Here is a 26,582-nt window from a genome sequence, read left to right on the forward strand (position 1 = left end):
ATGAATATAGAAATTTTAACACCTTATTGCACTACTGCAAAACAGCAAAAACTCCTTGAAAAACTCGGCAAAAAGTTTTCACTCAAAAGTAGTAAAGACCTACAAACTATTTATGAACTTGTAGGATGTCTATTTGTAAGCAAACAATACGAAGGCTTATTAGCTTTCTTGCCAGAAGTGCTTGCAGTGCCTTTTGCCGAAAATTTTGACCTATGGTATCCTATAGAAAATTCTTTTTGTTTGATTGCAGCCATACCTACCATATCTCCAGAAGAGCGTAAAGCGTGTTTCTCTCATTTTAAAACTGTAAGCGATTTTAAAAGTACTAAAGGAGCTCAGGAGGCTTTTGATTACTATTTTCATCGATATTTATCACTCTATTTTGTTAATGAAAATTTAAACGATTTAGAAGAAATAGATGAATATCCTGCCTCTTATCAACTTTGGATTCATATAGCAATTATTGCCAGCGCTTCTGCTGTAAAACTCATCAATGAAGAAGTAGATTATAAAACCCTCAACTTCCCCAATTGGATCTCCAAACCTACTTATAACAGCAGGGAAGAACTCCAAAACTATATGGATACCCTTATAGCTGAACAACTCACCGCCTTGCAGGATAAGAAATTTGTAAAGTATTACTAAGAATATCTTTAAAATAAATGTTACCAGAAGAAGAAAACTACGCCGTTAGCAAATTTGAATCAATGCTCAAAGAGAATAATATTCTCTTTTTTGACGTGGATGAATTTGAAGAAATTGTAGAATATTACGTAGAATATGGGCGTATTAGTAAAGCCAAACGTGCCTTAGAGATTGGATTATCGCAACACCCTGATGCGTCTTCACTGAAATTGCTAAATGCTGAGCAACTGGTGTTTGAAGACCGTTTGGAGGAAGCGTCAGAAATTCTCAATGAATTGCTCGTGCTTGAACCTATGAATGCCGAAGTACACGCACAGCAGGCTAATCTGTATTCTAAAATGAATAAACATCATCGTGCTATTGAGTTGTTGCAATATGCCCTCACTCTTACTGATGATGTATCTAATATTTATGCCTTAATAGCAATGGAATACCTCTATGTAGAGGATTATACCAATGCTAAAAACTATTTTATCAAATGTTTAGAACAAGACCCTCAGGACTATACAGCGCTACAACAGTTAGTATTCTGTTATGAAGTTTTAGGCGATGTACAAGAGGCTACTTCTTTCTTAAATCATTACTTGGATCAAAATCCTTATTGTGAAGTTGCTTGGTATTATCTCGGCAGACTCTATTTGGCTATTGGTGATTACAAAAATGCTTTGCGCTGTTTTGACTTTGCCATTATTAGCGATGATACTTTTACTGGGGCTTACTTTGAAAAAGCACGTGTACTTGAAATGTTAGAAGATTATGAAAAGGCTATAGAAAACTATAAAATCACTCTTACTTTGGATGACCCTTCGGCTTTGGCTTACTTACACATAGGGCGTTGCCATGAGAAGATGCACAATGATGAAAAGGCTGAAGAATACTACTTTAAAGCTACCCATGAAGACCCTCAGCTAGATAGAGCGTGGATTACTTTAGCTGATTTCTACTATTTTAGGCGCAATTATGAAAAGGCTTTAAAATATATACAAAAAGTGCTTACTTTTGAACCTAATGAGCCTTATTATTGGCGACGTTATGCCGAACTGAATTACTATCATTTTCAAAACTTAGAAGAAGCAGAATATGGCTACAGAAAGGCTGTACAGAATGATGATTATTCATACACAACCCTTATTGAATGGATTGACCTAATGTTACTTACTGAAAAGTATAAGGAAGCCCTACCTATCATAGCTGAAGTAGTACAAATATACCCACACGAACTAGAGAATTATTTTCGTATTGCCTTTGCCTATTATGGTATAGGTGATACCGAAAGTGCTGAGCACTATTATGCTTTGGGAGTAAAACATACTCCTGAATGGCAAGTGTTTTTTGAAAATAAGTTTAACTTTAAAATGCAATAAATATATGGGAATAGTGCTCCGTCAATCGTTTAAAAATGTGATTGCTACCTATTTGGGCTTTGCCATAGGGGCACTGAATACCCTTTTCCTATTTACCTATTTCCTCTCAAAAAGTGAATATGGATTGGTGAGTTATGTAACTTCGACGGCCACCATATTATCGCCTGTTATTGCTTTTGGGGTACACAACACTCTTATACGTTATTATACTGCTTATCAGGACAAAAAAGAGCAAGCTAGGTTTAGCTTAATGCTCTGCTTTTTGCCCTTATTGGTTATTATACCTGCTACCCTTGTAGGGGTAAGTTGTTATGAAGAAATAGCCCAATGGCTTTCGGCAAAGAATACAGAAGTACGCCCTTATGTATTGCTTATCTTCCTTACCTCGGTAGTGATGGCCTATTTTGAAATAGCTTATGCGTGGGCCAGAGTACAGCTAAAAACTGTTTGGGGTAATTTTTTAAAAGAAGTATTTCATAGGGTAGGGGTGATGCTCCTTCTGTTGGCTGTTTATTTGCAGTGTATTAACTTTGAGCAGTTGATGTGGGGAGTATTTTGGGTATATGCATTGCGTATGCTCTTGATGTTTGTTTCTGCTTTTTATGTACACAGACCGCAACTGGCGTGGGGACTTCCTACTAATAAGAAAGATGTTTTTTTGTATAGTTTGTTTGTGATTTTATCGGGGTCGGTAGCTTCGGTGTTAATGGATATTGATAAGTTTATGCTCAACCAGTACTTGCCTATTGGTGAGATTGCGGTGTATAATGTGGCTATTTTTACGGCTACGGTAATTGCGATTCCTTACCGAAGTATGTACCAAATAGTGAGTCCGATGACGGCACAGTTTATGAACCAAAACAAGAGCGAAGAGCTTTCTGACTTATACAAACGCAGTACAATTAATACTTATTTTGTGAGTATGGTTATCTGTGTGCTTATTATTGTAAATGCGCAGCAGTATTATGCTTTATTGCCGAATAAGGACTACAATATGGGGCTTATGGTGCTAATTATTGTATCGGTAGTAAAGTTATCGGATGCTTTGGTGGGTTTTAGCAATGCTGTGTTACTCAATTCGCCTTACTATCGTACGGTGCTGTTTTTGGGTGTTTTTTTGGTTATAGGGACTGTTTTGATGAATATGTGGCTTATTCCTCTTTACGGGATTAATGGGGCTGGATTTGCTACTCTTTTGGCTTTTACTTCATACAACCTACTGAAGTCGGGGTTTGTGTACCACAAATACGGCTTACAGCCTTTTTATAAGGAAACATTACGGACTACCCTCTTTGGCATTGTGAGCATAGGGGGCTTCTTCTTTTGGGACTTTTCATTTCACCCTCTTGTAAATATTGGCTTAAAATCATTACTTGTAGTGGGAGTGAGTGTTTTTTTTCTTCTTAAATTAAATCTTTCGGAAGAGCTTATAAAGCTAATTCGTAGATTTGGCAAAGGGTAAAGGTATTTATCCTTTACTGTATACTCAGCTATTTCAGCTTGACAAATATTCTTCGTTTATAGCTCGCGACATACTCAGCTGCGCCTGCTCGCTGACTATCCTTCGTTTATAGTTCGTTTATCCTTCGTTATTCGTTCGTTCAGCCTTTATATGATTTTAACTCATTGTTGGGTGTTAATAAGGAGTGATTTGCGGAAATAAAGGATTAAAATTTATCATTTTTTTATTTGGTAATTATTTATTATTTTGTAGTTTTGTGCGGTGAACTAACTATAAGAAAATGACTCCAAAAGAGATAAAAGCAATTGTTTATTATATTCAAGGGTTACAAGCCCTTTGGAAAGAAGGTTATAATGCTGAAAAAGTCGCCCTTTACAACTATCAATTTAGCTTAAGAGCAGGAATGGATATGCCTGATGGCTTGTTTGATATCATCGAAATGTTGAAGATGTGGGACGATAATTGGATGTATGGGGCAGTTCCTCTTGCTGAAAAAGAAGCCGCTGCAATTATTCAAGAGGAATTAAATATTGATATATACCACCCAGAGAAAGATATTATAGCCTGGGTTACTAATGAGTTCATTAGTCAGCTAAAAGATGAGTGTTCCTCGAATAAAATTGTTGCTGAAGCACTTGAAAATGCCGAAGAACTCATCACCTATGATGAATATCTTGTAGCCCTTCAAAATGTATTAAACGAATTACTCACTCATCACATTCGTATTCCAGCTCATATTTTAGCTATTATTGATGTAGTGGAAGACCCTCATATTCAGAGATTGCAGACTTCGTTATGGAGAGTGTAATTTGTCAATAAAAATTATTGATTTTCTTTGGTAGGTTACATTTTTTTACATACCTTTGTCGGTGTTATTTTGATTTGTAACTTAATTTTAATCTTACCAAAATATTATGCAGAAAGAATTAGAAAATATAATGACTAATCACTTTGAAAAAAAGTATCTTATTGCTTTGATTTGTATAGTGATTATAACCGCTGTAATATGGAATCTTCCTACTGAGGCTTTCCATATTAAAGGATTGACAGTGGTTCAGCAGCGTATTATCGCTATCTTTGTATTTGCTACCCTTATGTGGGTAACTGAGGCAATCCCTTCATGGGCTACTTCATTGGGTATTATTACGATGATGTGTCTAACGGTTTCTAACCACAGTCTGTTTTTCTTTAAGGGAGAAGAGAATGAAGTATTTGGGAAGCTGTTGAGTAGTGAACAGATTATGGCAACCTTTGCTAACCCTGTGATCATACTCTTTTTAGGAGGTTTCTTCCTAGCTATAGCTGCTACGAAATCGGGTTTGGACGTGTTGCTTGCTAAGAGTTTGATACGTCCGTTTGGGCGTAAGAGTGAGAATGTGTTGTTAGGCTTTTTGCTTATTACAGGGGTTTTCTCGATGTTTGTGAGCAATACTGCTACAGCAGCAATGATGCTTACCTTCTTGACACCTGTTTTTGCTGCTTTGCCTGCTAATGGTAAAGGACGTATAGCACTGACGATGAGTATACCAATTGCAGCTAACTTAGGGGGTATGGCAACCCCTATCGGTACACCTCCTAATGCTATTGCCCTACAAGCTCTTAACGACCCTAAAGGACTAAATATGGGAATTGATTTTGGGGAATGGATGGCGTTTATGTTCCCATTGGTGCTTTTATTGCTTTTCATTTCGTGGCGACTTATATTGAAGTTTTTCCCTTTTACCCAAAAGACTATCAACTTACATATTTTGGGAAAAGTGCATCATGGATGGCGTATGTGGGTAGTAAGTGGTACTTTTGTCATTACTATTCTGTTGTGGTTAATTCCGAGTGAATTAACGGGTATTGATGCTAATACTGTTGCCTTAATACCTATGGGGATTTTTGCTGCAACAGGTGTAATTACAGCTAAAGACTTACAATCAATTGACTGGAGTGTTATTTGGATGGTAGCTGGAGGTTTTGCATTAGGATTGGGCATTAATGGTTCGGGCTTAGCCAAATTAGCTATTGGTACCATACCATTTGGATCATGGTCGCCTATTATAGTATTGATTGCTTCAGGATTGATCTGTTATCTTCTTAGTAACTTTATTTCCAACACTGCAGCTGCAGCTTTATTAATTCCTATTTTGGTAGCTATTTGCCATGGAATGCAAGAACAAAATAGATTGGATGAGATAGGGGGTACTTCCACAATACTTATTGGGATAGCTTTGGCAGCATCATCAGCTATGTGTTTGCCTATATCAACTCCGCCTAATGCAATTGCGTACTCTACAGGTTTAGTAAAACAAAATGATATGCTAAAAATAGGACTTATTGTAGGTATCATCAGTATGATAATAGGCTATCTTACCTTATTTTTAGTAGGTGAAATGCATTTGTTAGGATAATATGAAAAGCATCATTATCTTACTTGTATATATATATTAGATAAATAAATTATGAATTACGATAATTTTTTTCTTCCTGCAGAAAATTTTGAGGAAAGCAAGCGGTTTTTTGCAGAAGTCTTAAAATTGAAAATCAAGTTTGATTTTTCAGAAATAGGAATGATAGCTTTCAGTGTGGGAGATGAAGAACCTGCCATTATTTTGAAAGATAAAAAGAAATTCCCTAACACGAAACCAACTATTTGGCTAGAAGTGGATGATGTAAAACAAATATATGATGAGTTACAAGGAAAGGGGGTATCGTTTTTGAGTCCACCGTTTCCTATCAGAACAGGGTGGGCAATTGAGTTTTTAGACCCATCGGGAAATGTATTAGGTTTTACAGATTACAAAGCAGAAAAATAAAATCCCTGTAGAAATAATAAATTATGGCACTTTGGCAATATACATTCACTATCATACCTCAGCAGTATATATTGAAAGATATATCTAATGAAGGGTTTGAAGATCAATTATTTTGGGAGTATGCTAATATTCATAAAGAAGACTTTATGCAAGTGAACTCTTTTCTGCCAAAGACTAAATCTTGGAGTGAGTATTTAGATATATATGGCAATATTGATTCTAATTGTTTGGAAGTATTTTTTGATAGAGAAAATAGGGTTACTTCAGTTTCTTTGAGAATAGATTTTAGGAGTGATTATAATAAAATACTTTACCAGTTATTATCTATTTTAGATGAAAAAGACTATACTTTATTGGATGAAAAGTTACAACCCGTTAGTTTAATAAATAATAAATGTTTGGAAGTAATTATAAAACAATCTACTCAATACGAAAAGTATAATAAATTAGCATACCTTACCAATGAGAAGTAAGGAAGAATTAAAAAATGAAGAACATTATCATAACAGGTACCAGCAGAGGTATAGGCTTTGAACTGGTACAACAGTTGGCTGCGGAAGGGCATAATATTTTAGCCCTTTCGCGGCATACTGCTTTTATAGAGGCGCTTAATTTGCCTAATGTACACTCTCTCAGTTTTGATATTACTCTTGAGGCTGATAGAGAGGCTGTAGCTCATTTTATAAAAGAACAATGGGAACGAGTGGATATACTCATTCACAATGCTGGGAAACTTATCAACAAACCATTTGAAGCGCTTACAGAAACTGACTTTTTAGAAGTATATAAGGTAAATGTGTTTGGGGTAGCACAACTGACCCAGAAAGTATTGCCTTTTATGAAGAAAGGTTCGCACGTGGTAAGCATCAGTAGTATGGGAGGCATACAAGGGAGTTTGAAGTTTGGAGGATTGGCAGCTTACAGCTCATCCAAAGGCGCCTTAATTACCCTATCGGAACTTTTGGCAGAAGAGTATAAAGAGAGAGGTATTATTTTCAATACTTTAGCCTTAGGAGCTGTACAGACAGAAATGCTTGCAGAAGCCTTTCCAGACTATAAAGCTAATATTAGCGCACAGCAAATGGCAGAGTATATTGCTAATTTTGCCCTAAATGGTAGTGCTGTATTTAATGGGAAGGTATTACAAGTGGCAAATACTACTCCTTAAAAAAATTAGTTTTAAGAAACAAAAAGGACTGCTATAAAACATCAGACTTATATGAAACAAATATTTACAAGTCTCTTGCTGCTTTTACTGCTTTACAGTTGTAAAAATAAGGTAGAAGAGAAGCAGAAAACAACTATAAAAGAGCCCATTACAACAACAATACCAAATAAAAATCCCATACCTTACAAAGACTTTTTAAAATTGAATTACGAGGATTTTGTGAGCTATTATGAAGACAAACTTCAAGAAGACAGTGGTTATTGTCCTAAAAATGAAATTACTTTTATTATGAATGATGCATACGATGGATTCATTAATGAATTTAGAGTGGAGCTGTACAACTGCTTTACTGAAAAAGAAACTAAAGAACGTGATATTCTTATTAAAGAAGTGACTTGGGATATTGATCATTTAGACAAAAAACTGACTATATGGTATCATAGAGAGCAAAAACACTGGGTACCTATACAACATTTACTTTACTCCAAAGACACTAATTTTTAAATCACTGAGTTATGTTTATTATTATTTTAACCTATCAAAAAGAACTTTCAGAGGTTGAAAAACACTTAGAATCACATCGTGCTTATTTAGATAAGTATTATGCCTTAGGACAATTTATTGCCTCGGGAGCACGAGTACCTAGGAAGGGAGGGGTAATTTTGTGTAAGGCTGACAGTAGGGGAGAGGTAGAAGCTATGATTGCTCAAGACCCTTTTCATGAACATAGAATAGCTGCCTATCAAATTATTGAATTTACTCCTACCAAATTCTCTGAGGAGTTTGGCAAGGTACTCTCTTAAAACTATAATAACAAATGGATTTACAACAGCTAATCAAAAATTTTCCTTGGCGAAGATTTGGCACTCCTTATGAAACCAACGCTAATATAGTAAAGCAAAGTATACTAAAAATACTTGATGGAACTGCTATTGAAAAAGATTACAAAAACCTTATCAACAGTTTTGAATCACAAGCATGGCTTATAAAGCTATCTCCTTGGGGGATGAGGTTCTATATAGCTTTATTAGAAGAAAGCAAAGCTGATAAAGCTATACTGCTACACGATATGTATACACTTTTTAAGGCTGCTAATTATAGTTCACAGTCTCCAGAAGCTAAGGCTTTTAAACCTACCAAAGGAAAGGTAGCTAAATACGAAATGTATAAAGAAAAACTCTTCAGTAATACTTATGATGGCACTATGGATGATGAGTTCTTGAAACTCATAAAATCATTAGATAGACATTATTACCACATAGCTATTTTGGAATTATTAGAAGCAAATATTCCTTTGTTAAAACACTTTACAACTTCTGATGACAAGGTAATAACTAAAAGGGCAACCTTATTAATAGAAGCCATTAAAAATCCTAAAATATATACTTACAATTAGAGCATTATTCTTGGTATAAAATTTTGTAGAAATATTTAATTAAATACATTTATTACACTGGAATATAGATTTTTAAAAGAAAAATATAAACTATTTATTTAATTGATATTTTATAAAGTTACTATTTTCTATGCATATTTTTACAAAAATACTGACAATCAATAGATTAAAATACGTTTTTGACAAATGTAACAAGTATTTATCACACTTACTAGTGCTTTCGTTTTTGTTACATCAGTTGCATTTTAACTTTAAAAATATTTAATAAAACACTCACAACCAGTAGATTAAAAAAATAATTATATATGAGTAAAAATATAGCCCTTACAGCAAAAAAGAAACGTAAGACAAATCGGTCTAAAAAAGTAGGTTTGCCTGCGGGTAGCTTGGTTTATTTTGGTAACAAAGAGAAGCCTATTAACATAGAGGTAATTACCTATAATGAGAGTTCTTACTCAGTAAAGAAAGTGCAATGGGCAGAGGAAGCCCTCAGTAGCATTGCTGATAATAAGGTTACCTGGATAAATGTAAATGGACTGAACAATATAGAGGAAATTAAAAAACTAGGGGCTTATACACAACTTAACAACTTGCTATTGGAAGACGTGTTGGATACAGAGCATCGGCCTAAAGTAGAAATATTGGATGACCATATTCTTGTTATCATAAAGATGTTGTACTATGGAAAGGATGAACAGTTTATTTCGGAACACTTGGCACTGCTATTAGGCAAAAACTACCTTATCACCTTTCAAGAAAGTGAAGGGGAAGACGTATTTGAACCTGTGCGCAAACGATTACAGAATGCTGACACCACTTTACGCAAACGCCCAGTTGATTACCTGCTATTTGGGCTTTTAGATACTATAGTAGATAACTATTTTGTAATTTTGGATAAAGTAAGTGAGAAAATAGAAAGTATTGAAGACGAGCTTATCATTCACCCTCGTGAAGATATGATTTCTGAAATTCAGTTATTGAAAAAGACTGCTATATTTTTGCAAAAATCGATTATGCCTTCACGTGAGGTAGTAAATAAAATTGAAAAGAGTGCGCATTACCTGATTGATACTGATACTAAACACTACTTTAAAGACTTACACGACCATACCGTGCAGATAGTAGAAACACTAGGTACATATAGGGATATACTATGGGGACTTACAGATACCTATATGGGAGCAATGAGTAACAAGATGAACAACATTATGCGCTTACTTACGTTGATTTCGACTATTTTTATCCCGCTGACCTTTATTGTAGGAGTATATGGAATGAACTTTAAATATATGCCTGAATTAGAAGTATGGTGGGCATATCCGTTAGTATGGCTGGTGATGATTGGTATATCGGTAGGTATGATTTTTTACTTCAGACGGAAGAAATGGCTTTAAGTTTCATAAAAATGTACTATCTTTGCGCGCTATGAATTTGTTAGACAGAGAAGTACAAGAATTTATAAAGAAATATGAAGGAGCAACTACAACGTTGCTCCTTAAGAAACCTATTTTCAAAGAGCTAAGCAATAAGGAATTGGCGCAGCAGATAGAAGGTAGGCGTGTGGCAGCCAAGAAGCTGCCTTTTTTATTGACTGAAGGGATATTATTCCCTAAAGGATTGAATTTAGAGCAATCTTCATCGGAGGTTACTGCAAAATACAAGGCACAAGAGCTAAAAGGAGAGCGTTTTTTAGACCTTACTTGTGGCTTTGGGATTGATGCTTTCTTCCTTTCGGAGAAATTTAAAGAAGTTACTTTGGTAGAACAAGATGAGGAACTTTTAAGTAAAGTGCAACACAACTGGCATCTATTAGGACGTAAAGCAAACTTTATAAATAAAGCAGCAGAGTACTTTATAAAAGAAACTACTACACATTATGATATTATTTACCTTGACCCCGCCCGCAGGGATGTACATAAGCAAAAGAAGTTTTTGCTGGAAGACTTATCACCTAATATTTTAGAATTGCAGCCCTTATTATTACAAAAGGCTGATAAGGTGCTTACAAAACTATCGCCGATGATAGACCTTAACTACCTGCTGCTTACCTTACCTAAAATAAGCCATATACACTTAATAGCTGTACGCAATGAAGTAAAGGAGGTACTTATAGTACAAGAGCCTAAAAAGGAGGTGAAAGCACAAATACACTGTGTGAATTTGGAGACTGAGGAACCTATTCTGCAATTTGGAGAAGAGATGTTACATACCGCAAAGGCTGTTTATAGTGCGCCTAAACGGTATTTGTACATTCCTAATAACGCTTTGCTAAAATCGGGGGGATTTAATTATGTGGCAGCCTACTTTGGGATAGAGAAGCTGGAGGTGAATACGCATTTATACACCTCTGAAGAGCTTAAAGAGCCTTTTGCAGGGCGGGTATTGGAGGTAACGGCTATCAATACTAAAGAACTGAAAGCTGGAAGTAAATACTGCATTCTATCAAAGAATTATCCTTTAAGCGTAGAAGAGATTAAAAAGAAATACAGACTTGTGGAGGGAGGTAATGAATATCTTATATTTACCAGATCGGTAGGGGGATTGACAGTACTTTTGGGGAAGGTAATTAAATAAGGAATTATTTTAACACGTAATATATTAGCAACTATGGAAATTATACTAAAATACTTTTCTTCTCTTACAGAAGAACAACAACAGCAATTTGGCAAATTAAAGGAGCTTTATGAGTTGTGGAACTCACAGATTAACGTTATATCACGGAAGGATATGGACGATTTTTACGAGCGACACGTATTGCACAGTTTGGCTATAGGCAAGCGCATTGATTTTGTAGATGGTACTGAATTACTAGATGTGGGTACTGGAGGAGGTTTCCCTGGAGTGCCTTTGGCAATATTGTTTCCTAATTGCAGTTTTACATTGGTAGACTCTATAGGAAAGAAAATAAAAGTAGTGCAAGAGGTGGTAAAAGCCTTAGAACTGAAGAATGTAACTGCTATGCAGATAAGGGCTGAAGAGCTAAAAAAACAATACGATTTTGTAGTAAGCCGTGCTGTTACACAGATGAAGGACTTTGTACCTTGGGTAAAAGGAAAGTTCAAAATGACTTCACATAATGAGTTACCTAATGGTATCCTCTACCTGAAAGGTGGCGACCTTAGGGAAGAGTTAGCCACCTTTGCACAAGCAGAGCTCACTGATATTAGTGAGTATTTTGATGAACCATTCTTTGAAACAAAGAAGATTGTGTACCTTAATCAAACTCGGAAGTAAAGTGTAGTTTGAGGTTAGGGTATTTTTGTTTAACCATTTCTATAGAGAAGGCAGAGTCGGCAAGGAAAACCAGTTGGTTTTGCTTGTCGCGTGCCAAGAACTTCTGTTTTACGCGTAAGAAATCAAGATATTCGGGGTCTTTAGGATTATCGGGAGCCTCTACCCAACAAGCCTTATAAATGGGGAAATTTTCATAACTACATTTTGCCCCATACTCATGTTCCAAACGATATTGTATTACTTCATATTGTAAGGCTCCTACTGTACCAATTACCTTACGCCCATTAAAATCGAGTTTAAAGAGCTGGGCTACCCCTTCGTCCATTAGCTGATCGATACCTTTTTCTAATTGTTTAGATTTGAGAGGATCAGCATTATTAATGTAGCGGAAGTGCTCGGGGGAGAAACTAGGTATACCTTTAAAGTGGAGTGTTTCGCCCTCGGTAAGGGTATCGCCTATTTTAAAGTTACCTGTATCATGCAAGCCTACTATATCACCTGCGTAGGATATATCGACAACTTCTTTCTTTTCGGCAAAAAAGGCATTGGGGCTTGAGAATTTCAGCTTTTTACCTAATCGGGTATGTAAATAAGGTTTGTTACGTTCAAAAGTACCTGATACTATCTTGACGAATGCCAAGCGGTCGCGGTGGTTGGGGTCCATATTGGCGTGGATTTTAAACACGAATCCTGAAAAAGTAGTTTCGTCGGGATTAACTACACGCTGTTCACTAGCTTTGGGGCGTGGTGAGGGGGCAATTTGGATAAAACAATCGAGCAACTCACGCACTCCGAAGTTATTAAGAGCTGAGCCAAAGAATACGGGTTGTTGTTGTCCATTGAGGTAGGCCTCTCTGTCGAACTTAGGGTAGACTTCATATACGAGTTCTAAATCGGAGCGGAGATTGGCTGCTGATTGTTGTGATATTATTTGTTCTAACTCGGGGCTGTTGATATCATTAAAGGCGATGGTTTCTTCTATATTTTTGCGACTATCGCCTGAGAATAGGTTGATATTTTTCTCCCAAATGTTATAAATTCCTTTAAAATCATAGCCTATGCCTATGGGGAAGCTAAGAGGGGTTACTTTTAAGCCGAGTTTTTGTTCTACTTCGTCCAGAAGGTCGAAAGCGTCTTTCCCTTCGCGGTCTAACTTATTGATAAAGACAATCATAGGGATGTTACGCATACGGCATACCTGTACGAGTTTTTCAGTTTGTTCTTCGACCCCTTTAGCAACATCAATCACTACAATAACGCTATCGACAGCGGTGAGGGTGCGGAAAGTATCTTCGGCAAAGTCTTTGTGACCAGGTGTATCTAAGATATTGATTTTATGCTCTTTATAGTTAAAAGCCAATACAGAGGTAGCTACCGAGATACCCCTTTGGCGTTCAATCTCCATAAAGTCGGAAGTAGCACCTTTTTTTATTTTATTCGATTTTACAGCACCTGCTTCTTGGATAGCTCCCCCGAATAGTAGTAATTTTTCGGTAAGGGTTGTTTTACCAGCATCGGGGTGAGAGATAATACCAAAGGTGCGGCGTTTTTGTATTTCTTGATGTAAACTCATTAAATTAATAAATTAGCAGATTAATAAAAGTGCAGATTAGTAAATGTATATATAAGCATTTACTAATCTGCTATCTTTTTTATTTCTTCTTAAGAATGTAGTCGGCGGCAAGTTCAGTTTCTACCTCTTTACCATCTTGGTCGAGCATAACAATAGTGTTATCCTCTTTTACGCGGTAGAATGATTTGGTGTCGGCGTTTTGGCTGCTAGTAAGGGTAAGCATTTGTTTTTCGGCATCGTAGGTTACGGTACCTTTATCTTCAAAGCTTTCTTTATCAGAGCTTTCTTTAGAAGTGTAGCTATCGGCATCGATAACTAAAGTAATGTGGTTACCACCACAATCGGCACAGGGTAGAGTACCTTCATAAGTGCCTACATAAGAGCGATTAGTGCAAGCTGCCATAAGAATTGCTAATGCACTGATTAAGAGCGTTTTTTTCATTTGAATAGTTGTTTTTAATGAAATCTGGGCGCAAAAGTACGAAATAATTATTAATTAGCAAGTTTTGGGGAGAGGGCAGGGAGGTAGGAGGAGAGCAGGGAGGAAATATGAAAAATGCAATGTTTGGCAGCATTTGTTGAGATTTTTTTAAATGATACATTTGGTGAAAAAACAACTAATTATCAGTTAATTAACTCTTATCCTTCGTTTACAGTTCGTTTATCCTTCGTTATAGGTTCGCTTATCCTATACTTATTCTCTAAGCTTTTTGGGGTAACCTTAATAGGGGAAAGGCTGATTATTAGGGGATTAATTTTTTGAAAGGGAAGTAATAGTAGGGGGTATGAATTTTGAGAATTTGGCAATAAAAATGGAAAATAGTTGAAGATTTGGCAATTAGAAGAGGGTGGGGGGTAGCTATATAAATGCATCAGCTTTTTTTAGGAGGCGATTTGCTCATTTGGCAATTATGTAGTACTTTTGTAGCCTGAAGTAAACAACCGTTGATAACAATGAAAAAACTTTTATTAGCCAGTACCTCAACCGTATATGGAGGTACATACCTATCTTATTTGAGAGATGAACTTGTGGATTTCTTTGCAGAAACAAGTGAAATTCTTTTTGTTCCTTATGCTCGCCCCAGTGGGATTTCGCACGATGAATACACTGAAATAGCGCGTACTTTTTTTGCTAAATTAGGCAAGAAAGTAGTGGGGCTACATACCTTTGAGAACCCTAAGAAGGCTGTGCAAGAGGCTGAAGCTATCTTTACTGGTGGAGGTAATACTTTTGTGCTGGTGAATGCCCTATACCAGCTGAATATTATGGATGTGCTACGCGAGACGGTGCTGAAGGGAACGCCTTATATGGGTACAAGTGCAGGCAGCAATATTGCAGGAGAGACGATGCAAACTACTAACGATATGCCTATAATATACCCGCCATCATTCAAGACTTTGGGACTTATACCATTTAATATTAATCCGCACTACCTTGATCCTGACCCCCATAGCAAACACAAAGGAGAAACTCGGGAGACACGTATTAAGGAGTTTCACGTATTTAACGATACGCCAGTGATAGGATTGCGCGAGGGCTCTTGGCTGAGAGGAGCAGGGGAGGAACTAACTTTAAAAGGAGAACTTACGGCAAGACTTTTTAGAAAAAACAAGGAAGCTAAGGAAATTAGCAAATTAGAAAATTAGGAACTTAACAAATTACTATGACAAACATTCAATATATAAAAAACCAAACACAACTGACTGAAAAAGCTATTGAGAATACCCTTGCGCTGCTGGCAGAGGGATGTACCATTCCTTTTATTGCACGCTATCGGAAAGATAGTACGCAGAATTTGGACGAGGTAGCTATTGAGCGTATTGCCAAAGCACAAAACGATTACGAGAATATATGCAAGCGGAAAGAAACTATTATAAGCTCTATAGAAGAGCAAGGGAAACTGACCGAGGAACTGCGCAAACGCATAGAAGCCTCGTTTGAACTGAATGAATTGGAAGACCTTTATTTGCCTTATAAAAAGCGTAGAAAAACTAAAGCAGATGTAGCTAAAGAAAAGGGATTGGAACCATTAGCTAAGCAGATAATGAGCCAGCGAGTGACAGACTTAGAAACCTTGGCAGGGAAATATCTGTCGGAAAAGGTGGCTACGGAAGAAGAAGCTTTGCAGGGAGCTTCGGATATTATAGCTGAATGGATTAATGAGAATACTTTTATTAGGCGCACCCTACGGAAGGTATTTGGGCGCAAAGCAATGATTACTACTGAAGTGGCTAAAGGAAAAAGCGAGGAAGAAGAGGCACAGAAATACGCTCAGTACTTTGATTGGGAAGAGTTATTAAGCAAAGCCCCATCACACCGTATATTGGCAATGTTACGTGCCGAAAAAGAAGGCTTTGTAAAACTAAAAGTACAAGTAGAGCAAGAAGAAACACTACCTTTTATAGAAGAAAACATCATAAAAAGTAGGGGAGAGGTAGCCGATTTTTTGAAGAAAACAGTAAAGGATAGTTATAAGCGGTTATTAGAACCCTCTATAGCTAATGAAACACTACAAGAAGCCAAAGACAAGGCCGATGCAAAGGCTATTTCGGTATTTGCGGAGAACCTTTCACAACTATTACTAGCATCGCCTTTGGGGGAAAAGCGTATTTTGGCTATAGACCCAGGTTATAGAACTGGATGTAAAGTGGTGTGCCTAGATGAAAAAGGCGATTTATTACAACACGATGTAATTTACCCTCACGCTCCACAAAACGATACTGCTATGGCTGCTAAGAAGCTGCTCAAACTTGTAGACCAATACCATATTGAAGCAATAAGCATAGGAAATGGAACGGCATCAAGAGAGACAGAAGCCTTTGTAAAAGAACTAAAATTTGGGAATAAAGTAGAAATATTTGTAGTGAGTGAGGCAGGAGCATCGGTATATTCGGCATCTAAAATAGCAAGAGATGAGTTTGCAGATTATGATGTAACAGTACGCGGAGCAGTATCAATAGGTAGACGTCTTGCTGACCCACTAGCAGAATTGGTAAAAATAGACCCAAAAAGCATAGGAGTAGGACAATACCAACACGATGTGAACCAGTTATTACTAAAAGAAGAACTTGATGCCACTGTGATACGCTGCGTGAACAAAGTAGGTGTAAACCTAAATACTGCAAGCAAATCACTACTGAGTTACGTATCGGGGATAGGGGAGAAGATGGCAGAAAATATAGTTAATTACAGATCGGCTAATGGAGCTTTTGGCAAACGTGAAGAACTAAAAAAAGTGCCTCGGTTAGGAGATAAAGTATACCAACAAGCGGTAGCTTTTTTAAGAGTACATAATTCTGACAATCCGCTTGACAACTCGGCTGTACACCCAGAAGCTTATCCTATCATCAAGCAGATGGCTAAAGATATAGGAGTATCGGTAGCTGAATTAATAGGCAACAAGCAAGCTATAGCGACTATTGATATACAAAAGTACCAAACTAAAGAGGTAGGAGAACTGTACTTAAAAGATGTACTTAAAGAGTTAGAAAAACCAGGGCTTGACCCTCGTACTACAGCCAAAGCCTTTGCTTTTGACCCTAATGTAAAGAGCTTTGAGGATGTGCGAGAAGGAATGATATTACCTGGTATTGTAAATAATATTACTGCTTTTGGTTGCTTTGTAGATATAGGAGTGAAAGAGAGCGGCTTAGTACATATCTCTCAGCTAAAAGACGGCTATGTAGCTGATGTAAATGAGGTAGTAAAACTACACCAGCAAGTACAAGTAAAAGTAATAGAAAAAGACGAAGTACGGAAACGAATTTCGTTAAGTATGGTGTGGTAATAAATACAAGAAATATAACTAAAGAATTTAAATACAATATTATGAACCAAATTTACTTTATGGTGCCTAATACTAAGGCAAAGAGAACTCCTATCTATTTGGATGGGATTTTACACACACGCTTTATTCCAAGGGAAGATTATAAAAGATCTTCCCTCCCTCCTGTACTTGATGATGATGAATGACGTATGGGAAGAACGAACTTAAGTCATCTGCCTGAAAAACTCTATCTTATAAACAAACATAAGTTATTGGATTTTGATTATTGTGATACATCAAATGGTTTTATCATTTCGGAAGAGTTTAAGGAGATTCTGGATAAACAGAATCCAATAAAGTATCTGTCTACTCCTGTTATAATGCTTAACAGAGAAGGAAAGTAAATGCTGAGAAGAATTATTTTTTTATAGTTATCCAAGAAGATGTACAAGCTATTGACTTTGACAAATCTATTTTTACTAAAACATATCCTATTAAACCTGAAATAGGAAGGAGATTCCCAAATGTAGAAGTAGAGGAAGCTACAAAAATAGTACTTAATAGAAAGCTATTTGGCTCAAAATCTGTTTTTTATATTAGTCAGGATTTTTTTGATGCTCTTCTTTATTGTAATGAAGAGTTTAAAAATAGTATAGAAGCTAAGAAGATAAAGACCATTAAGTTTCAACCTATTGAAGAAGTAATTGAATATTTGGATGACACATATTCTTTAGAACTTTCGGATACTGAATTTATCATTGAACAATAGGAAATTAAACACCTTGTTTTAAGCAATGAAAAATATAAGTGAGTTAATAGATGCCATTAATAAAAGGCCTAAAATGTTTATTCCTGATTTAAAAATAGATCAGTTGTATTTTTATATATCAGGATTTTTGCTAGCCAAAAAGACAAATGGAATATTGGAAAGTATAGATATTCTATTTTGTGAAGAGTTCAATACTTGGCTTGCTCAAAAGATAAACTATAAAAACAACTATTCTAACTGGTGGTATATGATAGAAGATAGCTTATACGAAGATAAGTTTTCGGCAATTATGAATTTATTCAGAGAATGGATATTAGAAAAAGAAAATGATAAATCATATAAAAGTTAATATAATAACGCTAAAATCGACAGATAATGTGGTTATTGACAATATTAAATTTAATAATTGTAGTTATTTACAATTATTGATAGACGATATTGACATAAGAAGTTTAGATGATTTTGATAATGTTTTAGTAGTTTATCCTGAATTATATGCAAGTACACAAAATAGTGGAGATTATTTAATTTTTACTTGTGCTTGTGGTATAGCTGATGATGGTGGGTGGGATTATGTGAATGTTGTACATAATGATAATACTATTAAATGGAGCTTTTTAAGAGGAGGGAAGAAATATAATTTTCAATTTTCAAGGGAAAATTATATAAAAGAAATTGATAAAATTGAACCAGAAAATATTACATTAATACCGGAACATATTATTTACCCTGAGATATAATGCTATAAAATAATACTATAATGATAGAGTTTTGTAAATGGGTTGAATCAATAGGGCTGTGTTATTCATTTCATAGGATAGAAGATATATCTATATTTGCGGAAAATAAGGTAGGTATGGTATGGGCTTTTCTTAGAAATTCGGCTATTAATACAGCTAACTTAAAAAAGGTTAATCCTAAAATAATTGAATTGAAAGGAGCTTATTTAAATATAGGTTTTCCCTTTAAAAGTATAAATAAAGAAATTTTGTACGTAGAGAATGAATCAATTTATTTTGATCTAACTACTTTGCCTATTGAAGAATTAGAAAAGTTAATGAAGGTGAGAATCTTTAACCAAAATATAGGATTTATACTTACGGAAAGTAAGTATGATTTTTCAGCTAAAACAGAAGTTTTAAGAAAAAGTATATTGGGGTATTGTTTTGATAAAAATTTAGATGCAATAAGGGCTAACTTTTTTAAAGAGATGCTATCTGAACAATGTTTTTTACCTATTATAGCTACAAATTTATATGAGGATAATATATTGATTCTTGTTTCAAATGAAAAACTTAGGGATAGTATTGATATTATTCCTGATAGTTATGATAGGATAAAAGTTCCTTTTTCACTGAAAATGAGTGATCTATCATATTTTTATAAATGGTAGTTTTTTTGACTGTTTGGGTTAATTAATTGTTATTTGGTAATTATTTTGTACATTTGCACCCTGAAACTAATTGCTAACACTTAACACTTAAAATGTTTTCACTATTAAAAAAAGAAATTAGTTATTTTTTTACTTCGCCTATAGGTATGACTATTATAGGGCTATTTATAGTGCTTAATGGTCTTTTTTTGTTTGTATTTAAGTCTGATTACAACATCCTAAATGCAGGTTTTGCAGATATGTTACCTTTCTTTAGACTTTCGTCGTGGATATTTGTATTTTTAGTACCTGCACTTACTATGAGAAGTATCTCGGAAGAAAAAAAGAGCGGGATGTTGGCCCTTTTATTCACTAAACCCGTAAGTACTTTACAAATAGTATTGGGTAAGTACTTAGGAATACTCTTCTTATTGCTTATCATTTTACTGCCATCAGTACTGTACGTATATGTAGTATGGGTTTTGGGCAATCCTGTAGGGAACTTGGATGTTGCTGGAACTGTAGGCTCATACATTGCATTATTTTTACTTATTGCAACTTTTGCTGCAGTAGGTTTATGGGCTTCGGCTATAAGTGCTAACCAAATTATTTCGTTTGTATTAGCTGCCTTTTTGTGCTTTTTTTTCTTCTTTGGAGCAGACCAACTTATTACACTCATAGCTGATGATTTTAACGGGTTTGGTTTTCAAACCCATTTTGATGCTATTAGTAGAGGAGTGATTGACACTCGAAATGTTGTATATTTTCTATCGATAATTGCATTTTTTATATATCTCACTACTTTATCACTCAAAGCCTATAAACGATGAAAAAATACCTTAAAAATACGATAAGTAGGGTAGGGGGTGCCCTTATCATATTATTGGCAATAAACTATATAGCCCAGCAATGGTACGCACGTATAGACCTTACTGCTGACAAACGTTATACCCTTTCTGAGTTTACACATAAAACACTTGCTAAAATACAACAACCTATAGTGGTAGATGTCCTGCTGAAAGGTAATATTCCTTCGGAATTTAAGAAATTACAGACAGAAGCACTTCAGCTACTGCAAGAATATACAGCTGCTAATAGCAATTTAATAGTGAACTTTGTAAACCCATTGGAAGGGGAGGAGCAACCCGAAGCTGCCATACAGCAGCTGGTGAGCAATGGTTTTCAGCCTTTGCAAATTACGCAAACAGAGGCAGGAAAATCATCAGTAGAATACCTTTTCCCATGGATAGTAATAAGTGATGGAAAGAGGAGCGAAAAAGTACGGATTTTTATTGACAAATTAGGAGCTACAGACCAAGAACGAGTACAGAATTCTGTGCAACGCTTGGAATACAATATTACTGATGCCTTATATAAATTTGCTGTTGAAAAAAAGAAAAAAATAGCTATACTAAAAAGTAATGGGACATTGGAAGATGTATATATGTACGATTTCATAAAAACAGTACGAGAATATTACTTTATAGCTCCTTTTACGCTTGACTCGGTAGCTACTAATGCTGAAAAAACACTTGCAGACCTTAAAAAATTTGATCTATTAATAGTAGCTAAACCTACTAAAGCCTTTACTGACCCACAAAAACAAGTAGTAGACCAGTATATTATGAATGGAGGGGCTGCCTTATGGCTGATAGATAATGTGAACGTTTCATTAGAAGATATGTACCGAACAGGCGGAATGACAATGGCTATGCCATTGGACTTGAACCTTACAGATATGTTTTTTCAGTATGGTTTCCGTATTAATTATACTTTAATTAATGATTTGTATTTTTCAGAAATAGTGGTAGCTAGTGGTGAAGGCTCGCAAACGCGTTATATGAATATCCCTTGGGTCTATAATCCCTTAGTGTTATCCAATAACAATCACCTTATAAACAACCATTTAGATGCTGTACGACTACAATTTGCTAATGGCATTGACACTCTAAAAAACCAAGTAAAAAAGACAGTACTAATGGAAAGTTCAACTTTTTCAAAAGCTGATGGGACTCCTCGTGAAATCAACTTGCGTTTTGACCCTAAGATAATGGACAAAGAGCTTTACAAGAAGGGAAATATACCATTAGCTGTACTATTGGAAGGAGAATTTAGTTCAGCTTATAAGAATAGAATTTCTCCTATAAAACTCAAAGAAAATGCCCAACAAAGTAAACCTACTAAAATGATTGTAGTGGCTGATGGTGATGTAATAAAGAATGATTTTGACAACCAAAACAACACGCCTTTAGAACTTGGTTTTGACCGTTGGACGAATAAGTTTTATGATAATAAAGCTTTTTTGCAGAATGCATTGAACTATTTGCTTAATGATACTGATTTTTTGACACTACGAAACAAGAAAGTACAGTTAGCTTTTTTAAACAAAGAAAAGGTAGCTGAAAGTGCTTCAGCTTGGCAGGTGAAAGTTTTTATATACCCATTAGTACTTTTAGTTATAACAATGCTTTTGGTAATATATTTTTACAGAAAAAATAATATAAGGAAAACAACAAAATGAAAAGAGTAGTAGTAGGACTTAGTGGGGGAGTAGATAGCAGTGTAGCAGCCTATTTATTGAAAGAACAAGGGTATGATGTAATAGGGCTTTTTATGAAGAATTGGCACGATGATACCGTGACTATATCTGATGAATGTCCGTGGTTAGAAGATAGTAATGATGCACTTTTAGTAGCTGAAAAACTAGGTATTCCATTCCAAACAATAGATATGAGTGAGCCTTATAAAGCTCGTATTGTAGACTATATGTTCAATGAATACGAAAACGGTAGAACGCCCAATCCCGATGTACTATGCAATAGAGAAATAAAGTTTGATGTCTTTATGAAACTTGCCCTCAGCTTAGGTGCCGATTATGTGGCTACAGGGCATTACTGTAGGAAAGAGACTATACAAGTAGATGGACAAACTGTATACCGATTGCTTTCAGGCAAGGATGATAATAAAGACCAATCGTATTTTCTTTGTCAGTTATCACAAGAACAGCTTAGTAAGGCTTTATTTCCTATAGGAGAATTACAAAAATCGGAAGTACGTGCTATAGCTAAAGAACAAGACTTAGTAACAGCTGAAAAGAAAGACTCACAAGGACTTTGTTTTATAGGAAAAGTACGTTTGCCAGAATTCTTACAACAAAAATTACAACCTAAAGAAGGAGACATTATTCAAATACCCAATGATTGGAAAGGATATGGTGACTTTGATAGGTTACGCCTTTTTGAAACTTATGAAGACCAATTAAAGTATCTATCTCAACGTTTTATTTATCATCCTGAAGATGGCAAAAAAGTAGGAACTCATCAAGGAGCTCATTATTTTACCAAAGGACAACGCAAAGGCTTAAATGTAGGTGGTACTAAAGAACCTTTATTTATCATAGAGACTGATATTGAGCGTAATATTATTTATACCGGTGAAGGACATACGCACAGAGGTTTGTTCCGCAGTGCGCTGTTCATTACCGAAGCCGATGAGCATTGGATACGTAAGGATTTAGCTCTCAATATTGGTGATACTTTAGAGGTTATGGTACGCATTAGGTATCGCCAGCCATTACAAAAAGCAGTATTGTATAAAGCAACTAATGGTTTATATATTCATTTTGAAGACCGCCAAAGTGCAGTTACTGAAGGACAGTTTGCTGCTTGGTATTTAGATGATGAACTAGTAGGTAGCGGAGTGATTTCGTAGGTAAAAAGAGACTACTAAAAATCTTGATAATGCATATTATGTAAAATAGAAGGAATGCTTGTATGAAGAAGATACTTATTATTACCTATTATTGGAAGCCTGCTGGAGGTCCTGGAGTGCAACGCTGGGTGAAGTTTGTAAAATATTTGCGAAGCTTTGGCATAGAGCCTATAGTATATGTACCTGAGAACCCAACATATCCAATTATAGATAATGAAATAGGCACCGATTTACCTACAGATATACAAGTAATTAAGCAGACTGTATGGGAGCCTTATAGGTTGGCTTCATTGTTTTCAAAGAAGAAAACTCAAAAGATTAGCGCTGGGATTATTCCGCGTAAGAAAGTATCTTGGTTAGATAAGTTACTGTTATGGGTACGAGGCAACCTTTTTATACCTGATGCTAGAAGATTTTGGGTAAACCCTTCGGTTAAATATTTAAAAACATTTATAACTGAAAATAAGATAGATACTATAATTACTACTTCGCCACCGCATAGTGTACATCTTATTGGGTATAAGCTAAAAAAACAACTTCCTGAACTGAAATGGATAAGTGATTTTCGTGACCCATGGACAACTATAGGCTATTATAAAGATTTGCGCCTTACTAAATGGGCAGATACACGTCAGCATTATTGGGAAAAAGAGGTACTGCAAAAGAGCGACGTGGTAATTACTACCAGCTTTAGGACTAAAGAAGACTTCAAAAAAATTACTAATACCCCTATAGAAGTGATTACTAATGGCTATGATGAGGAAACTAGTGTAGCCCCTCCCCTATCAAAAAAATTCTTGATTTCACATATTGGGTCTTTATTATCAGATAGAAATCCTAAAATATTGTGGGAAGTTTTGGCAGAATTGGTGCGAGAAGAGCCGCATTTTGCTGATGATTTTAGCCTATGTTTTGCAGGAAAAGTAAGTGAGGATATAGAAGATGACCTTCGTACTTATGGGTTATTAGCTTACTATACTTACAAGGGATATATCGCTCATAAAGATGCTGTAACGTTACAAAAGCAATCACAAGTATTATTACTTATTGAAATAGATTCGGAAGAAACACAGGGCATTATTGCGGGGAAATTGTTTGAATATATGGTATCGGGACGACCTATTTTGGCTATAGGCCCAAAGAATTGGGATGTAACGCCTATTCTGACTGAAACCCAGACGGGTACTTTTGTAGGATATACTGATAAAGCGGCTATGAAGGCACAAATATTGGCATATTACAAGGCTTATAAGGCTGATAATCTGCAGACTGAACCTAAATTTATTGAGAAATACAGTAGGGTGGCTCTTACTGAGCAATTAGCAAAATTAATACTTTAATTCATAAGAAAATTAATAGAGTAGCAAATATGTGAGTAGCATATTTGCTATTTTTTTATGTCTTTAAGTGAATATCTTTGCTGTTTTTTCGTTTTTAGAGATTTTATCTTTATACTTTTTATGAAGGATAATTTATTTCTGAAATGAAAGTGATATAGTTAATGTATAAATGAGGAATGTAAAAAATGTAATGTTTTGACGTTTTTATTGCGATTTTTTCAAAAATACGGATAAAAGGTAAAACATCTGATATTCAGCAAAGTAAGGTGTATCCTTCGTTTATAGTTCGTTTATCCTTCGTTCATCCTCTAAGGTAGCTCTAAGCTTCCTTTAATAAGCTTATAGTTTTAATAGATTGATTATTAGTGGATTAATTTTTCAATAAAGGCACGAAATTAAGGGAATACTTATTTGAAATATTAGCAATAAAAATGAGAAAAGGATGATTTTTTTTCATTTCAAAATAAGAGGTAGGGGGTTAAGATAGGTTTTCAAGATGAAGGCTGTGAATAACTGATAAGTAATTTGTTAATTGCACAATTATTTGTAATTTTGCCGCCATAATGAGCAAGAAGAAAAATATAATCATAGAAAATGTTACGGTTATTGATGCTGGTGCCAAAGGAAAAAGCGTGGCTAAGGCACCTGACGGACGCGTAATATTTATTACCAATGCACTACCTGGTGATGTGGTGGATGTACAAACTACTAAGAAAAAATCGGCATATTATGAGGGGTTTGCCACTAAGTTTCACGAGCGTTCGGCACTGAGGGTTACGCCTGTGTGCTCGCACTTTGGCTATTGTGGTGGGTGCAAATGGCAGGATATGAACTACGAAAATCAGCTATACTACAAGCAGAAAGAGGTGGAAAATAACTTAGTACGCTTGGGGAGAATTGCGATTCCTGAGGTATCGGCTATTATTGGTTCGGAAGAGATTTACCATTATAGGAATAAGATGGAGTTTTCGTTCTCGGATATGCGTTGGCTGACTCCTGATGAGATACAAAGGGCTGATACTATTGAGGATAGGAATGCTTTGGGGTTCCATATTGCTGGGGCGTGGGATAAGATTTTGGACATTGACCAATGTTATTTGCAAGCAGACCCTTCAAACGCTATTCGTTTAGAAATAAAACGGTTTGCATTGGCTAACAATATGCCTTTTTATAGTCCGAGGCAACAAACGGGTTTATTACGCTCGATGATGATACGTATCAGTTCGACGGGTGAAATAATGTTGGTTATTCAGTTTTTTAGTGCTGATAAGAAGATAAACTTGCTGCTTGACCATATTGGAGATATTTTTCCTGAGATAACTTCGTTGCAATATTGTATTAATAACAAGGGCAATGATGCTATTTATGACCAAGAGATTATTTGTTACAAGGGAAGAGACTGTATTTATGAAGAAATGGAGGGCTTGCGATTTAAGATTAATGCTAAATCGTTCTATCAGACAAACTCTAAACAAGCTCATAAATTATACGAGGTAACGCGTAATTTTGCAGGACTTACTGGGAATGAATTGGTATATGACCTCTATACAGGTACGGGTACTATTGCGCAATTTGTAGCTAAGAAGGCTAAGAAAGTAGTAGGTGTGGAGGCTGTTCCTGAAGCGATTGCTGATGCGAAGGACAATGCGCGGGCTAATGGGATTGAGAATGCAGTATTTTATGTTGGGGATATGAAGAATGTTTTCAACGATGATTTTATCAAGGCTAATGGTATACCTGATGTGGTTATTACCGACCCTCCGCGTGATGGTATGCACAAAGATGTAGTAACCCAGCTACTGCAAATAGCTGCTCCGACTATAGTGTATGTGAGCTGTAATAGTGCTACACAGGCGCGCGACCTTGCTTTGCTGGATGAGCTATATGAAGTAGTTAAAGTACAGCCAGTAGATATGTTTCCGCAAACGTATCATGTTGAGAATGTGGTTCTTTTAAAGAAAAGAGAGAAAAAATAAAAAG

At 35.7% G+C, this 26,582-nt stretch carries 28 protein-coding genes; 26 read left to right on the forward strand and 2 right to left on the reverse strand.

All coding sequences use genetic code 11. The features are described from left to right. The 14 genes from C4H12_RS03970 (at nucleotide 1) to rsmG (ending at nucleotide 12,070) form a co-directional block, all read left to right on the forward strand. On the forward strand, nucleotides 1-645 hold the full coding sequence (locus tag C4H12_RS03970) for a DUF6707 family protein (RefSeq protein ID WP_106097779.1): 645 nt from the start codon (nucleotides 1-3) through the stop codon (nucleotides 643-645). A gap of 17 nt (nucleotides 646-662) precedes the next feature. Continuing rightward, nucleotides 663-2,009, forward strand: a complete 1,347-nt coding sequence (locus tag C4H12_RS03975; protein ID WP_106097780.1) for a lipopolysaccharide assembly protein LapB — start codon at nucleotides 663-665, stop codon at nucleotides 2,007-2,009. Nucleotides 2,010-2,013: 4 nt separating this feature from the next. Further along, nucleotides 2,014-3,471 carry a lipopolysaccharide biosynthesis protein gene (locus C4H12_RS03980; protein ID WP_106099418.1) on the forward strand — a complete coding sequence of 486 codons (1,458 nt, stop codon included), beginning with the start codon at nucleotides 2,014-2,016 and terminating at the stop codon, nucleotides 3,469-3,471. Between the two features lie 280 nt (nucleotides 3,472-3,751). Then, the gene (locus C4H12_RS03985; RefSeq protein ID WP_106097781.1) at nucleotides 3,752-4,279 is read left to right on the forward strand and encodes a hypothetical protein; all 528 of its coding nucleotides are present in this window, start codon (nucleotides 3,752-3,754) and stop codon (nucleotides 4,277-4,279) included. A 106-nt stretch (nucleotides 4,280-4,385) separates the two neighbouring features. After that, entirely contained in the window at nucleotides 4,386-5,867 is a 1,482-nt protein-coding gene (locus C4H12_RS03990; protein ID WP_106097782.1) for a DASS family sodium-coupled anion symporter, read from the forward strand. A 51-nt stretch (nucleotides 5,868-5,918) separates the two neighbouring features. After that, nucleotides 5,919-6,272, forward strand: a complete 354-nt coding sequence (locus C4H12_RS03995; protein WP_106097783.1) for a VOC family protein — start codon at nucleotides 5,919-5,921, stop codon at nucleotides 6,270-6,272. A 23-nt stretch (nucleotides 6,273-6,295) separates the two neighbouring features. Continuing rightward, nucleotides 6,296-6,745: a hypothetical protein gene (locus C4H12_RS04000; RefSeq protein ID WP_106097784.1), complete on the forward strand. Its 450-nt coding sequence runs from the start codon at nucleotides 6,296-6,298 to the stop codon at nucleotides 6,743-6,745. Nucleotides 6,746-6,759: 14 nt separating this feature from the next. Further along, complete coding sequence (locus tag C4H12_RS04005; RefSeq protein ID WP_106097785.1) at nucleotides 6,760-7,440, forward strand: SDR family oxidoreductase; 681 nt, start codon at nucleotides 6,760-6,762, stop codon at nucleotides 7,438-7,440. A gap of 51 nt (nucleotides 7,441-7,491) precedes the next feature. Then, nucleotides 7,492-7,944, forward strand: coding sequence for a hypothetical protein (locus C4H12_RS04010; protein WP_106097786.1), 453 nt, complete (start codon nucleotides 7,492-7,494; stop codon nucleotides 7,942-7,944). 11 nt (nucleotides 7,945-7,955) lie between these two features. Then, on the forward strand, nucleotides 7,956-8,243 hold the full coding sequence (locus tag C4H12_RS04015; protein ID WP_106097787.1) for a YciI family protein: 288 nt from the start codon (nucleotides 7,956-7,958) through the stop codon (nucleotides 8,241-8,243). A 14-nt stretch (nucleotides 8,244-8,257) separates the two neighbouring features. Next, entirely contained in the window at nucleotides 8,258-8,836 is a 579-nt protein-coding gene (locus C4H12_RS04020) for a hypothetical protein (RefSeq protein WP_106097788.1), read from the forward strand. Nucleotides 8,837-9,141: 305 nt separating this feature from the next. Continuing rightward, nucleotides 9,142-10,230 carry a magnesium/cobalt transporter CorA gene (gene corA, locus C4H12_RS04025; RefSeq protein ID WP_106097789.1) on the forward strand — a complete coding sequence of 363 codons (1,089 nt, stop codon included), beginning with the start codon at nucleotides 9,142-9,144 and terminating at the stop codon, nucleotides 10,228-10,230. Nucleotides 10,231-10,261: 31 nt separating this feature from the next. After that, nucleotides 10,262-11,410, forward strand: a complete 1,149-nt coding sequence (locus C4H12_RS04030; RefSeq protein WP_106097790.1) for a class I SAM-dependent methyltransferase — start codon at nucleotides 10,262-10,264, stop codon at nucleotides 11,408-11,410. Between the two features lie 33 nt (nucleotides 11,411-11,443). Next, on the forward strand, nucleotides 11,444-12,070 hold the full coding sequence (rsmG, locus tag C4H12_RS04035; protein ID WP_106097791.1) for a 16S rRNA (guanine(527)-N(7))-methyltransferase RsmG: 627 nt from the start codon (nucleotides 11,444-11,446) through the stop codon (nucleotides 12,068-12,070). Here rsmG and C4H12_RS04040 read toward each other — a convergent pair. Both C4H12_RS04040 and C4H12_RS04045 read right to left on the reverse strand, forming a co-directional pair. Further along, nucleotides 12,051-13,643, reverse strand: coding sequence for a peptide chain release factor 3 (locus C4H12_RS04040; protein WP_106097792.1), 1,593 nt, complete (start codon nucleotides 13,641-13,643; stop codon nucleotides 12,051-12,053). The genes rsmG and C4H12_RS04040 overlap by 20 nt on opposite strands. Nucleotides 13,644-13,722: 79 nt before the next feature. After that, nucleotides 13,723-14,085 (reverse strand): copper resistance protein NlpE, encoded by a 363-nt coding sequence (locus C4H12_RS04045; RefSeq protein ID WP_106097793.1) that lies wholly within the window; start codon nucleotides 14,083-14,085, stop codon nucleotides 13,723-13,725. A 512-nt stretch (nucleotides 14,086-14,597) separates the two neighbouring features. On the opposite strand from C4H12_RS04045, the gene pepE reads away from it, so the two are divergent. From pepE to rlmD, 12 genes are all read left to right on the forward strand, one after another. After that, complete coding sequence (pepE, locus tag C4H12_RS04050; RefSeq protein WP_106097794.1) at nucleotides 14,598-15,290, forward strand: dipeptidase PepE; 693 nt, start codon at nucleotides 14,598-14,600, stop codon at nucleotides 15,288-15,290. A gap of 17 nt (nucleotides 15,291-15,307) precedes the next feature. After that, on the forward strand, nucleotides 15,308-17,431 hold the full coding sequence (locus tag C4H12_RS04055) for a Tex family protein (RefSeq protein WP_106097795.1): 2,124 nt from the start codon (nucleotides 15,308-15,310) through the stop codon (nucleotides 17,429-17,431). A 188-nt stretch (nucleotides 17,432-17,619) separates the two neighbouring features. Continuing rightward, entirely contained in the window at nucleotides 17,620-17,814 is a 195-nt protein-coding gene (locus C4H12_RS04065; protein WP_106097797.1) for an Imm43 family immunity protein, read from the forward strand. Between the two features lie 50 nt (nucleotides 17,815-17,864). Continuing rightward, on the forward strand, nucleotides 17,865-18,179 hold the full coding sequence (locus C4H12_RS13970; RefSeq protein ID WP_371514494.1) for an Imm43 family immunity protein: 315 nt from the start codon (nucleotides 17,865-17,867) through the stop codon (nucleotides 18,177-18,179). 73 nt (nucleotides 18,180-18,252) lie between these two features. Continuing rightward, nucleotides 18,253-18,528, forward strand: a complete 276-nt coding sequence (locus tag C4H12_RS04070; RefSeq protein WP_164997588.1) for a hypothetical protein — start codon at nucleotides 18,253-18,255, stop codon at nucleotides 18,526-18,528. Next, entirely contained in the window at nucleotides 18,506-18,919 is a 414-nt protein-coding gene (locus tag C4H12_RS04075; protein WP_254424806.1) for a hypothetical protein, read from the forward strand. Before C4H12_RS04070 ends, C4H12_RS04075 begins: the two co-directional genes overlap by 23 nt. A gap of 20 nt (nucleotides 18,920-18,939) precedes the next feature. Next, on the forward strand, nucleotides 18,940-19,572 hold the full coding sequence (locus C4H12_RS04080; protein WP_106097799.1) for a hypothetical protein: 633 nt from the start codon (nucleotides 18,940-18,942) through the stop codon (nucleotides 19,570-19,572). Nucleotides 19,573-19,664: 92 nt separating this feature from the next. Next, nucleotides 19,665-20,381 (forward strand): gliding motility-associated ABC transporter permease subunit GldF, encoded by a 717-nt coding sequence (gene gldF, locus C4H12_RS04085; protein WP_106097800.1) that lies wholly within the window; start codon nucleotides 19,665-19,667, stop codon nucleotides 20,379-20,381. Continuing rightward, on the forward strand, nucleotides 20,378-22,072 hold the full coding sequence (gldG, locus tag C4H12_RS04090; protein WP_106097801.1) for a gliding motility-associated ABC transporter substrate-binding protein GldG: 1,695 nt from the start codon (nucleotides 20,378-20,380) through the stop codon (nucleotides 22,070-22,072). Before gldF ends, gldG begins: the two co-directional genes overlap by 4 nt. Then, nucleotides 22,069-23,262: a tRNA 2-thiouridine(34) synthase MnmA gene (gene mnmA, locus C4H12_RS04095; protein ID WP_106097802.1), complete on the forward strand. Its 1,194-nt coding sequence runs from the start codon at nucleotides 22,069-22,071 to the stop codon at nucleotides 23,260-23,262. The genes gldG and mnmA overlap by 4 nt, the downstream gene beginning before the upstream one ends. 62 nt (nucleotides 23,263-23,324) lie before the next feature. Next, nucleotides 23,325-24,602: a glycosyltransferase gene (locus tag C4H12_RS04100; RefSeq protein WP_106097803.1), complete on the forward strand. Its 1,278-nt coding sequence runs from the start codon at nucleotides 23,325-23,327 to the stop codon at nucleotides 24,600-24,602. 563 nt (nucleotides 24,603-25,165) lie between these two features. Next, nucleotides 25,166-26,578, forward strand: a complete 1,413-nt coding sequence (gene rlmD / locus C4H12_RS04105) for a 23S rRNA (uracil(1939)-C(5))-methyltransferase RlmD (protein ID WP_106097804.1) — start codon at nucleotides 25,166-25,168, stop codon at nucleotides 26,576-26,578. The last annotated feature ends 4 nt before the right edge of the window (nucleotides 26,579-26,582 follow it).

Origin of the sequence: Capnocytophaga sp. oral taxon 878 (assembly GCF_002999135.1) — a bacterium.
In the GTDB taxonomy this organism is placed as follows: domain Bacteria; phylum Bacteroidota; class Bacteroidia; order Flavobacteriales; family Flavobacteriaceae; genus Capnocytophaga.

Bases quoted from the DNA above. Each gene is read 5' to 3' on its own strand.
- C4H12_RS04030 (WP_106097790.1), top strand. From the start codon at position 10,262: ATGAATTTGTTAGACAGAGAAGTACAAGAATTTATAAAGAAATATGAA.
- C4H12_RS04100 (WP_106097803.1), top strand. From the start codon at position 23,325: ATGAAGAAGATACTTATTATTACCTATTATTGGAAGCCTGCTGGAGGT.
- C4H12_RS03980 (WP_106099418.1), top strand. From the start codon at position 2,014: ATGGGAATAGTGCTCCGTCAATCGTTTAAAAATGTGATTGCTACCTAT.
- C4H12_RS04015 (WP_106097787.1), top strand. From the start codon at position 7,956: ATGTTTATTATTATTTTAACCTATCAAAAAGAACTTTCAGAGGTTGAA.
- C4H12_RS03995 (WP_106097783.1), top strand. From the start codon at position 5,919: ATGAATTACGATAATTTTTTTCTTCCTGCAGAAAATTTTGAGGAAAGC.
- C4H12_RS04055 (WP_106097795.1), top strand. From the start codon at position 15,308: ATGACAAACATTCAATATATAAAAAACCAAACACAACTGACTGAAAAA.
- C4H12_RS03970 (WP_106097779.1), top strand. From the start codon at position 1: ATGAATATAGAAATTTTAACACCTTATTGCACTACTGCAAAACAGCAA.
- C4H12_RS04020 (WP_106097788.1), top strand. From the start codon at position 8,258: ATGGATTTACAACAGCTAATCAAAAATTTTCCTTGGCGAAGATTTGGC.
- C4H12_RS04005 (WP_106097785.1), top strand. From the start codon at position 6,760: ATGAAGAACATTATCATAACAGGTACCAGCAGAGGTATAGGCTTTGAA.
- C4H12_RS03985 (WP_106097781.1), top strand. From the start codon at position 3,752: ATGACTCCAAAAGAGATAAAAGCAATTGTTTATTATATTCAAGGGTTA.
- rlmD (WP_106097804.1), top strand. From the start codon at position 25,166: ATGAGCAAGAAGAAAAATATAATCATAGAAAATGTTACGGTTATTGAT.
- C4H12_RS03990 (WP_106097782.1), top strand. From the start codon at position 4,386: ATGCAGAAAGAATTAGAAAATATAATGACTAATCACTTTGAAAAAAAG.
- C4H12_RS04065 (WP_106097797.1), top strand. From the start codon at position 17,620: ATGGGAAGAACGAACTTAAGTCATCTGCCTGAAAAACTCTATCTTATA.
- C4H12_RS04000 (WP_106097784.1), top strand. From the start codon at position 6,296: ATGGCACTTTGGCAATATACATTCACTATCATACCTCAGCAGTATATA.
- gldG (WP_106097801.1), top strand. From the start codon at position 20,378: ATGAAAAAATACCTTAAAAATACGATAAGTAGGGTAGGGGGTGCCCTT.
- pepE (WP_106097794.1), top strand. From the start codon at position 14,598: ATGAAAAAACTTTTATTAGCCAGTACCTCAACCGTATATGGAGGTACA.
- C4H12_RS04045 (WP_106097793.1), bottom strand. From the start codon at position 14,085: ATGAAAAAAACGCTCTTAATCAGTGCATTAGCAATTCTTATGGCAGCT.
- C4H12_RS04075 (WP_254424806.1), top strand. From the start codon at position 18,506: ATGATAAATCATATAAAAGTTAATATAATAACGCTAAAATCGACAGAT.
- C4H12_RS04010 (WP_106097786.1), top strand. From the start codon at position 7,492: ATGAAACAAATATTTACAAGTCTCTTGCTGCTTTTACTGCTTTACAGT.
- C4H12_RS04070 (WP_164997588.1), top strand. From the start codon at position 18,253: ATGTTTATTCCTGATTTAAAAATAGATCAGTTGTATTTTTATATATCA.
- C4H12_RS03975 (WP_106097780.1), top strand. From the start codon at position 663: ATGTTACCAGAAGAAGAAAACTACGCCGTTAGCAAATTTGAATCAATG.
- corA (WP_106097789.1), top strand. From the start codon at position 9,142: ATGAGTAAAAATATAGCCCTTACAGCAAAAAAGAAACGTAAGACAAAT.
- C4H12_RS04040 (WP_106097792.1), bottom strand. From the start codon at position 13,643: ATGAGTTTACATCAAGAAATACAAAAACGCCGCACCTTTGGTATTATC.
- mnmA (WP_106097802.1), top strand. From the start codon at position 22,069: ATGAAAAGAGTAGTAGTAGGACTTAGTGGGGGAGTAGATAGCAGTGTA.
- rsmG (WP_106097791.1), top strand. From the start codon at position 11,444: ATGGAAATTATACTAAAATACTTTTCTTCTCTTACAGAAGAACAACAA.
- C4H12_RS04080 (WP_106097799.1), top strand. From the start codon at position 18,940: ATGATAGAGTTTTGTAAATGGGTTGAATCAATAGGGCTGTGTTATTCA.
- gldF (WP_106097800.1), top strand. From the start codon at position 19,665: ATGTTTTCACTATTAAAAAAAGAAATTAGTTATTTTTTTACTTCGCCT.